Genomic DNA, 12,559 nt, shown 5'->3' with positions numbered 1-12,559 from the left:
GCGGCTACCCGGCGTCGACGGTGTCGAGATACTTCATGACGTCCGTCCTGCGTTCCGGGCGCAGCAGGCCGGGCAGGATCAACCGCCACATCGTGGCGTTGAACCGCCGCAGGTCCAGCTCGGTTTCGCCCGCGCGCACCCGGCGCTGCATCCCCGACAGGGCCGAGACGATGAACTCGGCGACGACCCGGGAGTCGATCTCCTGCATCATGTCGCCCTGCGCCTTGGCCTCGTCGAACAGCCGCTCGATGCTGGCGATCCAGGGGTCGAACAGCACCGGCGCCGAGGGGCCGATCTGGTCGCGCTCGCAGGCCAGCCGGGTGCTGGCCCGGGTCATCGGGTTGCCGCCCAGATGCTCCACGATCCGCTGCGACATCTCGATGAGCAGCCTGATGGCCTGCGGGTGGGACGGGCGCAGCGTGGCCGCCATCTTGGGCAGCAGGTCGCGCTGTTCCCGGATGACCGCGGCGGCCAGTTCCTCCTTGGAGGAGAAGTGGAAGTACAGAGCGCCCTTGCTCACCGAGCGGCCCGCCACGACGTCCTGGAGCCGGGTGCCCTGGTATCCGCGAGCCTCGAAGAGCTCGGCGGCTGCTGTCAAGATCGTGCGTCTGGTCTGGGCCGCGCGTTCCTGCATGCCGTGAGCTGCTCTCTTCCCAGTTGTGATCGGGGAAACGTGATCTTATAACAGCGCTCGGTGTAAAGGTATAGAGGTGCCGGTTTTCTCGTGCTGACGGGCCCCTGTCAAGGGCTGGTGCGTCGCCTCCTCGACGGGCCGCCGATCGGTCGGATCTCCCGGGTCGAAACCGGCCGAACGGCGTCGCGCGCCGCGTCCGCCGCCGGCCGCGCGCACGCGGGCTGACGTGCGCGGACGGTCGCCGCGCGGCGACGGCACGCTCAGAGATGCGGGCGTTGCGGGCGCCTTCGACCATGGGACCTGGGGAGACAGGGCAGGCGAATTCCCGGCGGAACCGCCATGGCCGGTCAAGTGATCGCGATCGTCCCCTTCTTTGCTGACCCGAACCCGCCGCGGTGGCCCGGCCACCCGGCGGAGCGACCCGAGCGTGCTTTCCCTTGCCGACGACAGGAGGTGTCACCGTGCCATCGGATGCCCACACCGAAGCGCAGGCGCGGAACATGACGATCGAGGCGTTCGCCGACACGATCGTCCCCGGTGAGAAACGCTGGCCGGCGGACCGCGCGGTGGCCGGGGCGGCGCCCGGTCCCGGCGCCGTGGCGGCCGGCGCCCTGGAACTGCTGGAATGGTCCGCCACGGGCTTGACCGACGGCCTGGACGAGCTCGCCCGCCTGCTGAACGCGCACGCCCGCACGCACGCCGAGGTGCGCGGACTGACCCTGGACGAGCAGGTCCCGCCGTTCGTGGCGCTGCCGTTCGCCGAGCGGACCGCGCTGGCGCGGGCACTGCTGGCGCCCGGCCACCCGGAGAAGGAGATCTGGGTGTCGCTCGCGCTGTTCAGCAACATGGCGTTCGACTCCGCCGCGCACATGCACACTCGTGACGCGATCGCCGCGGGACACCCCGGCATCGCCGCCATGGGACTGGCCGACCCGGACGGTGACGGGCTGTGGCGGTTCCCGCAGTACGGCTACGGCCGGAAGCTGGCCGACACCCATCCCGCCACCACCGAATCGGGGAGCCTGGCATGACCGCCGTGGAGAAGACCGACGTCCTCGTCGTCGGCAGCGGCTTCGGCGGCGCCATCGCCGCCTACCACCTGGCAGCCGGGGGCGCCCGCGTGGTCGTGCTCGAACGCGGCCCCTGGCTGGAGGGCAAGGACTTCGAGCACGACTTCAAGCTCGGCTCGTCCTACACGCGCATCTTCGACTTCGTGGTCGGCGACGGGATGAGCGTGCTCGGCGGCAACTGCGTGGGCGGCGGCAGCGTCGTCTACTTCGCCGCGATGCCCCGGGCCCCGCGGTTCGTGTTCGAACGGCGCGGCGGAATCGGCCGCAGGATGTGGCCGGAGGACATCAACCGGGACACCCTCGAACCCTGGTACGACCGGGTGGCCGAGGCGATGCCCGTCACCCGCCAGGACTGGGACGACGTCACCTACGCCGGCGGCCTGTGGGCGGCCGCGTGCCACCACGCCGGTCACACCGCCAACCCCGTCCCGGTCGCCATCGACACCGAGATGTGCACCAACTGCAACTGGATGATGGCGGGCTGCCGGTTCGACGCCAAACGCTCGCTGCTGTTCAACTACCTCCCCGCGGCGCTCGCCCACGGGGCGCAGATCCGGCCGCTGCACGAGGTGCAGCACCTGTCCCGCACCGACGACGGCGGCTACCGGGTGCACTACGACCTCATCGACGAGGAGGACTACCGGATCCGCTCCGCCGGCGGCGCGATCGACGCCAAGATCGTGATCCTGGCGGCGGGCGCGGGCGCCACCCCGGTCATCCTGCAGCGGTCCGAGGCGGCCCTCGGCCGCATGCCGCACGCCGTCGGCCGGTACTTCTCCGGCAACGGGGAACGGCTCAACACCGCCGTCATCGACGAGGACGCGGTGCGCGACGTGCTGGGGCTGGAACGCGGCGACGGCCTGGCCTACGCCGCCAACCAGATCGGCCGCGGGCCCGTCGTGGCCAACTGGGACCGGCTCGACGGCTCCCTGCCCGAGTACTCCCGGTTCTCGCTGGAGCAGCTGTACTTCCCGCCCGGCCTCGGCACCATCCTCGCGCAGGTGCCGGACGCGTCCGGCCCGTCCTGGTTCGGCGTGGAGAAGAAGGAGATGCTCAAGCGCTGGCAGTCGTGGCTGACCATCTTCATCATGTCCGAGGACGACAACGAGGGCGTGTTCGGGCCGCCGCCCGCCACCGGCAACGCCATGCGCATCTCCCAGCAGATGCTCGGCCGCGGCAACCTGCGCTACCACCCCACCGCCAACACCATCCGCGGCTGGACCGAGGCCGACGCCGCCGTGCGCGAGATCATCGAGGGCGCCGGGCTGGGCAGGGTCATGCCGTGGACGAACGACGTGGTGGGCGCCTACACCGTGCACCCGCTGGCGTCCTGCCGCATCGGCGACGACCCGGCCACGTCCGCGCTGGACGACCGGCACGAGCTGCGCGGCCATCCCGGCATCTTCGTCACCGACGGCTCGGCCGTGCCGGGCGCGCTGACGGTCAACCCCGCGATGACCATCGCCGCGCTCGCCGAGCGCGCGATGCCCGGCATCGTGGGCGCCGCGCGCGACCGGGGCGTCCCGGTCACCTACGGCGCCCCCGCCCCGAGCGGCGAGACCGCCGGGCGCCGCGCGACCGCGCCGCTGGTGCCGGGCCTGGCGCGCGGCTGACGCAGCGGGCGGTCCCGATGAGCACGCTGTTCGCGCGGGCCGCCCGTAAGGGCGCCCAGGAGCAGGTCCGTCACGTCCGCGTGGTGCGCCACGACGCGGCGCGGGGACGGGTGGCCGAGGTGTACGCGCAGGTGGAGCGGGAGTTCGGCATCCTCGCGCCGCCGGTGATCCTGCATTCCCCCGTGCCGGACGTCCTGGCGGCCGTGTGGATGACGCTGCGGGAGACGCTCGTCGCCACCGGGCGGGCGGACCGGGCGGCCAAGGAGGCGGTCGCGGCGGCGGTGTCGCTCGGCAACCGGTGCCCGTACTGCGTGGACGTGCACGGCATGACGCTGTACGGGCTGGTGCGCGGGCGCGACGCCGCCGCCGTCGCCGACGGGCGTCTCGACGCGGTCGCCGATCCGCGCGTCCGCGCCGTCGCGACCTGGGCGCGGGACCTCGGCGGGCCGGGGCGGCGGCCGCTGCCGCTGCCGGCCGCCGAGGCCGGCGAACTGGCCGGGGTCGCGGTGGTGTTCCACTACCTCAACCGGATGGTCAACGTGTTCCTGGGCGAGTCCCCGTTCCCGCCGGGCCTGCCGGCGCGGGCGCGGGGCGGGCTGATGCGGGTGATCGGCCGTTCCCTGCGGCCGAACTCCCTGCGGCACCGCGAGCCCGGGGCTTCGCTGCCCCTGCTGCCCGCCGCCCCGCCGCCCGGCGACATGTCCTGGGCGGCGGCCGCGCCCACGGTGGCGGACGCCTTCGCGCGGGCGGCGGCCGTGGTCGACGCGGCGGGCGGGCGTTCGGTCCCGGCCGCGGTGCGGGAGATGGTCGTGGCCGAGCTGGCGGACTGGGACGGCGCGCCGCCCGGTCTCGGCCGCTCCTGGACCGAACGGCCGCTGGCCGGGCTGCCGGACGCCGACCGGCCGGCCGGACGGCTGGCGCTGCTGACCGCCATGGCGTCCTACCAGGTCGACGCCCGGGTGGTCGAGGAGGTGCGCGAGGGCGGCCGCGACGACGCGTCCCTGGTGGAGCTGGCCTCCTGGGCCGCCTTCACGGCGGCCCGCCACGTGGGGAGGCCGGCCTAGAAACCCGGAGGGATCGCCACGTCCGCCTGTGCGGGCGTGGCGATCCCTCCGGCGTTTTCGCGGGGGACGCGAAGCGTCACTCCAACGGCAACCGGTACGCGCCGACGACCGAGGCCCCCTGCGGCGACGGCGGTTCGGCGCAGCGGCCGGCGATGTCGCGCTGGAACTCCTTGAACGCCGCCACCTCCGGCAGCGGATTGGCGTCGCCTTCGACCACCGCCACGTGCACGAACGTCACGCCGTCGGCCAGGCGGAAGGCCGCGTACCGCAGCCCGTCCGGCCGGTCGGCGGCGAGCTGGGCGAACACCTGCTCGATGAGCCGCTGGTTCTCGTCGGCGGCCTCCGGCCGCGTCCGGTACTGCACCACCACTGTCTGCACGGGGGAACCTCCATCCCTTTCGCCGGGTCTGTGCGCGTTCGTCGGATCTCTGTACGGAAACGCGGCCATCCCGGTCGGGCGGGGCGCCCGACCGGGATGGCGTCGAGGGTCAGCGGCTGTGCGCCGCGGCCTTGGCCGTCAGGTAGACCGGCAGCGTCTTCCAGCCGTTCATGATGAACGTCCCCTGCGGCTCCAGCTCGTGGTCCTCCACGGCCAGCGTCAGGTCGGGGAACCGCTCGAACAGGGCGGGCAGGGCGATCCGCGCCTCCAGCCGGGCCAGCGGCGCGCCGAAGCAGTAGTGGGTGCCGTGGCCGAAGCTCAGGTGCTCCTTGTCGGCGCGGGTGATGTCCCACGTGTCGGCGGTGTCGCCGTGGACCGCGGGGTCACGGCCCACGGCGGCGTAGCCCATCAGGATGGGGTCGCCCTTCTTGATCGTGACGCCGTCGACCTCGATGTCCTCCACCGCGAAGCGCAGCGGCAGCATGTTGATCGGCGACTCGGCCCGAAGCGTCTCCTCGATCACGTCCTCCCAGGTGGCGCGGCCGTCCTCGACCATCGCCCGCTGCTCGGGGTGGGTCAGCAGCTTGTGCACGGCGTGGGTGATGAGGTTCATCACCGTCTCCGACCCGGCGCCCAGCACCACGAACAGCGTGCCGATCAGCTCCGAGTCGCTCAGCCCCACGCCGTCCTCCTTCTCGGCGTGGATCAGGTCGGTGGTCAGGTCGTCCTGCGGCGACTTACGCTTGGCGTCGATCAGGTTCTGGAACTGCTGGGTCCACATCCGGACGTTGGCCTCGGCCTCCTCCGGGGTGATGGAGGAGTCCGTGGTCACCTCACCGCCGCGCAGGATGTCCGCGCGGTGCTCCTCGGGGATGCCGAACAGGTCGCAGATGATCGCGGCGGGCAGCCGGTAGGAGAAGTTGCGCTTGAGGTCCACCGGCTCCCCGGGCGGGAAGGCGGCCAGGTCGTCCAGCAGCCGGGCCACGGTCTGCTCGACGTAGGGCTGCATGGACCGGATGCGGCGCGGCGTGAAGGCCTTGACGACGGGCTTGCGCAGGCGCGCGTGCTCGGCGCCGTAGGCCGTGGTCATGTTCTCCATCGACGGCCAGCTGGACAGCGGCCAGTCCTGGCCGATCTCGCCGTTGATCCAGGCGGGCCAGTGCTGGCGGGGGTTCTTGGAGACCCGCGGATCGGTCAGCAGCTGCATGGCGAGGTCGTGGCCGACGACCGTCCATGCCTGGACCCCCTGTGGGAGCTCCACCCGGGCGACCTGGCCCTGCTCGCGCAGGACGCGGCCCTCGGCGTGCACGTCCCGACCCGTGGTGTCGAGGACGACGGGGCAGCGGCTTTCCATCGAATCCTCCCATGAGGCATTTCGGCGTTGATTCAATACAGACCGTAGGTGCGCCGTGTCATTTCTCTCATCTCGGAGAATGCCTTCTTCGGTGTTGCCGGATCCGGTGGTCCGCACCGGCTTTCCCTTTATTGTTGTTCGGCCCTGGGTTAGCGTCATTTCGAGTTGATCGATGCGCCTGCCCGACGGGGACGGTGCGCATGCCCGGGAAAAGGAGGGCTTTTCGTGGAACCGTTCCGGATCGAGATTCCGCAGGCCGACCTGGACGAGCTGCGGCGGCGGCTGGACGCCGTCCGCTGGCCGGCGGACCCGCCGGTGGCCGGCTGGGAGCGCGGGGTGCCGCCCGGCTACCTGAAGGAGCTGGCCGAGTACTGGCGCGACAAGTACGACTGGCGCCGGGCCGAGGCGCGGCTGAACGACTTCCCGCAGTTCCGCACCGAGATCGACGGCGTCGCCGTGCACCTGCTGCACGTGCGCTCGCCCGAGCCGGACGCGCTGCCGCTGGTCCTCACGCACGGCTGGCCCGGCTCGGTCGCCGAGTTCCTGGAGGTCGCCGGCCCGCTCACCGACCCCCGCGCGCACGGCGGCGACCCCGCCGACGCCTTCCACCTGGTGATCCCGTCGATTCCCGGATACGGGTTCTCCGCGCCGCCCCGCGAGCCCGGCTGGAACATCGGCCGGATCGCCCGCGCGTGGGCCGAGCTGATGCGGCGGCTGGGCTACGACCGGTACGGCGCGCAGGGCGGCGACTTCGGTTCGCTGATCTCGCTGGAACTCGGCCGGACCGATCCCGCGCACGTCGTCGGCGTGCACACCAACATGCTCATCACGATGCCGTCCGGCGACCCGGAGGAACTGGCCGGGCTGGACGAACGCGACCAGCGGAAGGCGGCCGTCCTCGCGCGTTTCGACAGCGAACTCAACGGCTATTTCAAATTGCAGGCCACACGTCCCCAGACGCTGTCCTACGCGCTCACCGACTCGCCGGTCGGGCAGCTGGCCTGGATCGTGGAGAAGTTCCGGGAGTGGACCGACTCGGCGTCGGTGCCCGAGGACGCGGTCGACCGCGACCAGCTGCTCACCAACGTCATGCTCTACTGGCTGACCGGCACCGCCGGGTCGTCGGCCCAGCTCTACTACGAGTACGTCCGCGAGCAGTTCGCCGCCGCCCCGGGCACCGTCCCGCCGATCACCGTCCCCGTCGGCGTCGCGGTGTTCCCGCACGACATGCTGGTGCCGATCCGCCGGCTCGCCGACCGCGACATCCCGACCATCGTGCACTGGACCGAGTTCGACCGGGGCGGCCACTTCGCCGCCATGGAGCAGCCCGCGCTGCTGGTCGACGACGTCCGGACCTTCTTCCGCTCCCTCAGGGGCTAGCCGCCGCCCGGGGACCGGCCGGTGGACAGGGACCGGCCGCCGGTCGTGCCGCCGGCCGTGCCGCTGGTCGGGGGCCGGCGGCACGACCGCCGGGGCGCCGGCGCGCCTACGGCGCGACCTCGGAGCCATCGGCCGCGTCGACCACCGTGATGGCCTCCATCGGGCACGCCTCGGCGGCCTCCACGACGGCCTCGTCCGCCACCAGGATCTCCTGCAGCGGACGCGCGCCGTCGTCGGTCAGCTCGAACCGTTCGGCGGCCAGCGCGACGCAGTTGCCGGACGACACGCACGCGTCCCGGTCCACGTGGACCTTCCAGCGGGTCTCACCCATCGCCACCCCTCCGATCCGTCCCGTCGGCGGACAGCGGCATCGTCACACGGCCCGTACCGCCCGGCACCTCCTGGAATGCGGTCATCGGCAGCGCAACGGCGAAGATGCGCGCGCCCCGGGGCGCTGCCACGCTCGTGGTGACCGCGGGCCGCGCCGCGCGGCATGTGCGGCGTCTCGACGAAGAGGACTCCGATGCGCGTTTTGTTCGTGACAGCCGCCTTCAAGTCACATCTGTACGTGCAGGTGCCGCTGGCGACGGCGTTCCGCAACGCGGGCCACGAGGTGCGGGTGGCGGCGCCGCCGGAGATGGTCGACGCCATCGCCGAGACCGGCCTGACCGGCATCCCGGTCGGCACCACGATCCCGCTCGACGTGATGATGGACCAGGCCGAACCCGACCGGGGGCCCGACCGGTCCGGCCTGCCGGTGCGGCGGCCGCCGCAGACCGACTACACCAGGGACGACCCGTTCGCCGAGCTGGAGACGACCGCGTTCGGCGGCCGCACCCTGTTCAACCACGACGACACCTTCGAGGACCTGGTGCGGTTCGCCCGCGACTGGCGCCCCGACGTGATCATCAGGGATCCGTTCATGTACTGCGGGGCGGTGGCCGCCCGCGCCAGCGGCGCGGCGGACGCCCGCATGCTGTTCGGCGCCGACACCCCCGCCCAGATCCGCGCCGACTGCTACGGCGCGCACGGCGGGCTCCACCGCAGCGACGGCCGGCCCGACCCGCTGCGCGACTGGCTGGAGCCGATCCTGGAACGGTACGGCTGCGCGTTCGACGAGGAGGTCGTGCTCGGCCGGTGGACGGTCATCGGGTGGCCGCCCTGGACGTGGCGGCCCACGGACGTCCACTACCTCCCGACGCGTCCGGTGTCGTACCACGGCCCGCACACCGTCGAGGAGTGGATGTACCGGCGCCCCGACCGGCCGCGCGTCTGCCTGACCCTCGGCATCTCCCACCGGGACCTGGGGTTCGGCCACTCCGCCTCGATCGACACGCTGTTCGAGGCGGTCGCCGACCTGGACGCCGAGATCATCGCCACGTTCGACGACAAGCAGCTGGCGACGGCGTCGGCGGTCCCGGACAACGTCCGCCCCGTGGACTTCGTCCCGCTGAACGTGCTGATGCCGACGTGCTCGGCGATCGTGCACCACGGCGGCTACGGGCCCATGACGGCCGCGCTGGAGCACGGCGTCCCGCAGCTGATCGTGCCCAACATCTACTGGAGCGAGAAGTGGTGGGGGCCGGTCGCCCTCGCCAAGGGGCTGGAGGAGCAGGGCGCCGGCGCCTACGTCGCCGACGCCGACCAGGTGACCGCCGACCTGCTGCACGACCACCTCGTCAAGGCGCTCACCGACCCGGCGATGGCCGAGAACGCGGCCCGGCTGCGGGACGAGCACTTCGCCGTGCCGGGCCCCAACGACACCGTGCGGGTGTTCGAGAAGCTGATCGCCGAGCACGCCCGCGGGGAGTCGTGATGCAGTACGGACCTGGCCACGCCGAGTTCTACGACCTGGTGTTCCGCGACCGCGGCAAGGACTTCGCGGCCGAGGCGCGGGCGCTGGCCGGGATGGTCCGCGACCGGGCGCCCGCCGCGCGCTCGCTGCTCGACGTCGCCTGCGGCACCGGCGCGCACCTGGAGACCTTCCGCGAGATCTTCGACGACGTGGCCGGCGTGGAGCTGGCGGACGCCATGCGGCGGGTCGCCGAGTCGCGGCTGCCGGGGGTGCCGCTGCACGCGGGCGACATGCGCCGGTTCGACCTCGGCCGGACGTTCGACGCGGTGGTCTGCGTGGGCAACTCGGTGGCCTGCATGCCCACCGCGGACGACCTGCGGGCCGCGATCGCCCGGATGGCCGGGCACCTGGCGCCCGGCGGCGTGCTCGTCGTCGAGCCGTGGTACTTCCCGGCCGACTTCATCGACGGCTACGTCGACGGGCACCAGATGAAGGCCGACGGCCGGGTCATCAGCCGGATCACCCGGTCGGTGCGCGAGGGCGACCGGACCCGCATGGAGGTGCGGTTCACCGTCGCCGACCGCGAGGGCATCACGGACTTCACCGAGGTGCTGCACGTGACGCTGTTCGAACGCCACGAGTACGAGGCCGCCTTCGCCAAGGCCGGATGCTCGGTCGAGTTCGTTCCGGCGCTGCGGCTCGCCAGCGGCAGGCCCAACGGCCCCGGCCTGTTCGTCGGGGTGCGCCGGTGACGGCGCCGGCCCGGACGACGTCGGTCACCCGGGATTCGGCCGCGACGCGGGATTCGGCCGAAAAATGTGCCGGGCGGATGTCGAATCGGGCCGCCCGGCTCCGACCTCTGCAGTGAGGCGCCCGGGTGGGGCGCATCGGGACGTGCCGGCGTCGCGCGAGCGCCGGCGCGGGGAGGAGACCTCATGGGACAGCCAGTGGTTCACTTCGAGATCATCGGCAGCGATCCGGGCAAGCTGCGCGGCTACTACGGTGACCTGTTCGGCTGGGAGTTCCACACCGGCGACGCGGCCACCGAGAAGGTGTCGGCGCCCGGCGAGTACGGCTTCGTACAGGGCGGCGAGGTGGTCGAGGCCACCGGGACCACCGGCATCCCCGGCGGCGTCGGCGGCGGCCCCGGCTACCAGCAGCGGGTGCTGTTCTACGTGGGCGTCGACAGCGTGGAGGAGGCGCTGGCCAAGGCCGAGAGCCTGGGCGGCAAGCGGGTGATGGGCCCCGAGCCGGCCGAGGGCGGCGCGTTCACGGTGGGGCACTTCCTCGACCCGGAGGGGAACCTGATCGGCGTGGCCGGCCCGCCCGCCTGAGCCGGACCGCCCGTACGGCGCCGCCGGAGCCGCCGCACGCCGGGCCCGGCGCGCGGCGCCCCGCGCGGCGCCGTACCCCACCGTGATCCGAGGGAGCCGAGAGTGAAGTACCTGCTCTTGATCTACAGCAACCCGGAAAGCGTGCGCTCCCCGGTGTCCCCGCCGGATCCGGAACTGCTGGCGGTGCCGGCGGACGAGCGCGAGGAGCTGACCGCGCAGTTCGAGGCGTTGCGCAAGGAGATCACCGAGTCCGGCGAGCTGGTGGCCGGGGCGGCGCTGGGCGACCCGCTGAGCACCAGGACGACGCGCGTGCGGGGCGGCGTCCCGGCCACCACCGACGGCCCCTACCTGGAGGCCAAGGAGCATCTCGCGGGATACTTCGTGGTGGACTGCGACGGCCCGGAACGGGCGGCCGAGATCGCGGCGCGGTTCCCCGGCGCCCGGTTCGCCGCCGTCGAGATGCACCCGATCATGAGCATGTCCGGTCAGGAGATGTGAGCGGCGACGACAGGTGGATCGAGGACCTGCTGCGCCCGCTGGCGCCGCAGGTCCTGGCCGCGCTCGTGCGGCACTACGGCAACTTCGAGACCGCCGAGGACGCGGTGCAGGAGGCGCTGCTGGCCGCCGCGACCCAGTGGCCCGAGCGGGGGGTGCCCGACAGCCCGTCCGGGTGGCTGATCCGGGTCGCCTCCCGCCGGATGACCGACCAGCTGCGCAGCGAACGGGCCAGCCGGCACCGCGAGGAGCGGATCGCCTCGCGGACCCCGCCGGACGAGCTGCTCGCCCTGGCCGCCGACGCCGACCTGCTCGGCGAGGATGTCGTCCACGACGACGACACCCTCACGCTGCTGCTGCTGTGCTGCCATCCGAGCCTGACGCCGCCGTCCCAGATCGCGCTGACGCTGCGCGCGGTCGGCGGACTGACCACGGCGGAGATCGCGCGGGCGTTCCTGGTGCCGGAGTCGACCATGGCCCAGCGCATCAGCCGCGCCAAGCAGCGCATCCGGGCGACCGGCGCGCAGTTCCGCATGCCGCCCGAGCCCGAGCTGCCGGACCGCCTGCGCGCCGTGCTGCACGTGCTGTATCTGATCTTCAACGAGGGCTACACCGCCACCTCGGGTCCCGAGCTGCAGCGCTGCGACCTGACCGCCGAGGCGATCCGGCTGACCCGGGCGGTGCGGGCGATGCTGCCGGACGACGGCGAGGTCGCCGGGCTGCTGGCGCTGATGCTGCTCACCGACGCGCGGCGGGCGGCCCGCACCCGGCCCGACGGCAGCCTGGTCCCGCTCGCCGAGCAGGACCGCAGCCGGTGGAACCGGGCGTCCATCAACGAGGCCATCACCCTCATCACCCACACGCTGGCCCGCGCCCGGCTCGGCCCCTACCAGCTCCAGGCGGCCATCGCCGCCGTGCACGCCGAGGCCGAACGCGTCGAGGACACCGACTGGCCGCAGATCGTCGCGCTCTACCAGATCCTTGAGGAGCTCGACCCCAACCCCATGGTCACGCTCAACCACGCCGTCGCCGTGGCGATGGTGCGGGGGCCGCGGGCCGGCCTGGCCCTGCTGGAGCCGCTGGACGCCGACAACCGGCTGTCCGGGCACCACCGGCTGCACGCCGTCCGGGCCCACCTGCTGGAGATGGCCGGTGACCACGAGGGCGCCCGCGCCTGCTACCGCACGGCCGCCCGCCTGACCACCAGCCAGCCCGAGCAGCACTACCTGCAGACGCAGGCGGACCGGCTCGCCAAGGACCGCGAATAGCGACGGCGGCCGCCGTGGGGCGGCCGCCGCACCGTGTCGAGCCTGACCGAGGCAGGCCCGACCCGGGTCAGACGTGTCCCGGGATGCTCCTATAGATGTCAAGCTGCAGGAGCAAGATCGTTTTGGTTGGCTGGTGTGGTGGATGTGCTGGTCAGGGTGCGGTAGACCTCGCG

General features: G+C 72.8%; 13 protein-coding genes. 9 read left to right on the top strand and 4 right to left on the bottom strand.

Annotated features, from left to right (window positions below):
* Positions 1-4: 4 nt before the first annotated feature.
* The gene (locus tag ABZ801_RS29265; RefSeq protein WP_344954782.1) at positions 5-634 is read right to left on the bottom strand and encodes a ScbR family autoregulator-binding transcription factor; all 630 of its coding nucleotides are present in this window, start codon (positions 632-634) and stop codon (positions 5-7) included.
* A 461-nt stretch (positions 635-1,095) separates the two neighbouring features.
* On the opposite strand from ABZ801_RS29265, the gene ABZ801_RS29260 reads away from it, so the two are divergent.
* The 3 genes from ABZ801_RS29260 to ABZ801_RS29250 are packed head-to-tail and all read left to right on the top strand — an operon-like array spanning position 1,096 to position 4,381.
* Entirely contained in the window at positions 1,096-1,665 is a 570-nt protein-coding gene (locus tag ABZ801_RS29260; protein WP_360703751.1) for a DUF5987 family protein, read from the top strand.
* Entirely contained in the window at positions 1,662-3,317 is a 1,656-nt protein-coding gene (locus ABZ801_RS29255; RefSeq protein WP_360703748.1) for a GMC family oxidoreductase, read from the top strand. The genes ABZ801_RS29260 and ABZ801_RS29255 overlap by 4 nt, the downstream gene beginning before the upstream one ends.
* Positions 3,318-3,334: 17 nt before the next feature.
* Positions 3,335-4,381, top strand: a complete 1,047-nt coding sequence (locus ABZ801_RS29250) for a carboxymuconolactone decarboxylase family protein (RefSeq protein ID WP_360703745.1) — start codon at positions 3,335-3,337, stop codon at positions 4,379-4,381.
* A 76-nt stretch (positions 4,382-4,457) separates the two neighbouring features.
* Here the strand turns inward: ABZ801_RS29250 and ABZ801_RS29245 are convergent, their stop codons facing one another.
* On the bottom strand, positions 4,458-4,760 hold the full coding sequence (locus ABZ801_RS29245; RefSeq protein ID WP_344954790.1) for a hypothetical protein: 303 nt from the start codon (positions 4,758-4,760) through the stop codon (positions 4,458-4,460).
* 109 nt (positions 4,761-4,869) lie between these two features.
* Entirely contained in the window at positions 4,870-6,114 is a 1,245-nt protein-coding gene (locus ABZ801_RS29240) for a cytochrome P450 (protein ID WP_360703741.1), read from the bottom strand.
* A 225-nt stretch (positions 6,115-6,339) separates the two neighbouring features.
* Between ABZ801_RS29240 and ABZ801_RS29235 the strand changes: the two genes are divergently transcribed.
* On the top strand, positions 6,340-7,494 hold the full coding sequence (locus ABZ801_RS29235; protein ID WP_360703737.1) for an epoxide hydrolase family protein: 1,155 nt from the start codon (positions 6,340-6,342) through the stop codon (positions 7,492-7,494).
* Between the two features lie 106 nt (positions 7,495-7,600).
* Here ABZ801_RS29235 and ABZ801_RS29230 read toward each other — a convergent pair whose 3' ends face one another.
* The gene (locus tag ABZ801_RS29230; protein WP_344954796.1) at positions 7,601-7,825 is read right to left on the bottom strand and encodes a ferredoxin; all 225 of its coding nucleotides are present in this window, start codon (positions 7,823-7,825) and stop codon (positions 7,601-7,603) included.
* A 192-nt stretch (positions 7,826-8,017) separates the two neighbouring features.
* Between ABZ801_RS29230 and ABZ801_RS29225 the strand changes: the two genes are divergently transcribed.
* The 5 genes from ABZ801_RS29225 to ABZ801_RS29205 all read left to right on the top strand — a co-directional run bounded on the left by ABZ801_RS29225 (position 8,018) and on the right by ABZ801_RS29205 (position 12,386).
* Positions 8,018-9,310 (top strand): activator-dependent family glycosyltransferase, encoded by a 1,293-nt coding sequence (locus ABZ801_RS29225; RefSeq protein ID WP_360703734.1) that lies wholly within the window; start codon positions 8,018-8,020, stop codon positions 9,308-9,310.
* A complete protein-coding gene (locus ABZ801_RS29220) occupies positions 9,310-10,041 on the top strand; it encodes a class I SAM-dependent methyltransferase (RefSeq protein WP_360703731.1) in 732 nt (243 codons plus the stop codon). Before ABZ801_RS29225 ends, ABZ801_RS29220 begins: the two co-directional genes overlap by 1 nt.
* A gap of 183 nt (positions 10,042-10,224) precedes the next feature.
* Entirely contained in the window at positions 10,225-10,623 is a 399-nt protein-coding gene (locus ABZ801_RS29215) for a VOC family protein (protein WP_344954802.1), read from the top strand.
* Positions 10,624-10,725: 102 nt separating this feature from the next.
* On the top strand, positions 10,726-11,121 hold the full coding sequence (locus ABZ801_RS29210; protein WP_344954804.1) for a YciI family protein: 396 nt from the start codon (positions 10,726-10,728) through the stop codon (positions 11,119-11,121).
* The gene (locus tag ABZ801_RS29205) at positions 11,118-12,386 is read left to right on the top strand and encodes a sigma-70 family RNA polymerase sigma factor (protein WP_360703727.1); all 1,269 of its coding nucleotides are present in this window, start codon (positions 11,118-11,120) and stop codon (positions 12,384-12,386) included. The genes ABZ801_RS29210 and ABZ801_RS29205 overlap by 4 nt, the downstream gene beginning before the upstream one ends.
* Positions 12,387-12,559: the final 173 nt, after the last annotated feature.

The sequence above is a fragment of the Actinomadura sp. NPDC047616 genome (assembly GCF_040642915.1).
GTDB lineage: Bacteria > Actinomycetota > Actinomycetes > Streptosporangiales > Streptosporangiaceae > Spirillospora > Spirillospora miaoliensis.
The sequence above is the reverse complement of the archived record's forward strand: the minus strand, read 5'-3'. Positions and strand labels throughout refer to the sequence as shown.

Bases quoted from the DNA above. Each gene is read 5' to 3' on its own strand.
- ABZ801_RS29240 (WP_360703741.1), bottom strand. From the start codon at position 6,114: ATGGAAAGCCGCTGCCCCGTCGTCCTCGACACCACGGGTCGGGACGTG.
- ABZ801_RS29250 (WP_360703745.1), top strand. From the start codon at position 3,335: ATGAGCACGCTGTTCGCGCGGGCCGCCCGTAAGGGCGCCCAGGAGCAG.
- ABZ801_RS29230 (WP_344954796.1), bottom strand. From the start codon at position 7,825: ATGGGTGAGACCCGCTGGAAGGTCCACGTGGACCGGGACGCGTGCGTG.
- ABZ801_RS29265 (WP_344954782.1), bottom strand. From the start codon at position 634: ATGCAGGAACGCGCGGCCCAGACCAGACGCACGATCTTGACAGCAGCC.
- ABZ801_RS29220 (WP_360703731.1), top strand. From the start codon at position 9,310: ATGCAGTACGGACCTGGCCACGCCGAGTTCTACGACCTGGTGTTCCGC.
- ABZ801_RS29255 (WP_360703748.1), top strand. From the start codon at position 1,662: ATGACCGCCGTGGAGAAGACCGACGTCCTCGTCGTCGGCAGCGGCTTC.
- ABZ801_RS29215 (WP_344954802.1), top strand. From the start codon at position 10,225: ATGGGACAGCCAGTGGTTCACTTCGAGATCATCGGCAGCGATCCGGGC.
- ABZ801_RS29225 (WP_360703734.1), top strand. From the start codon at position 8,018: ATGCGCGTTTTGTTCGTGACAGCCGCCTTCAAGTCACATCTGTACGTG.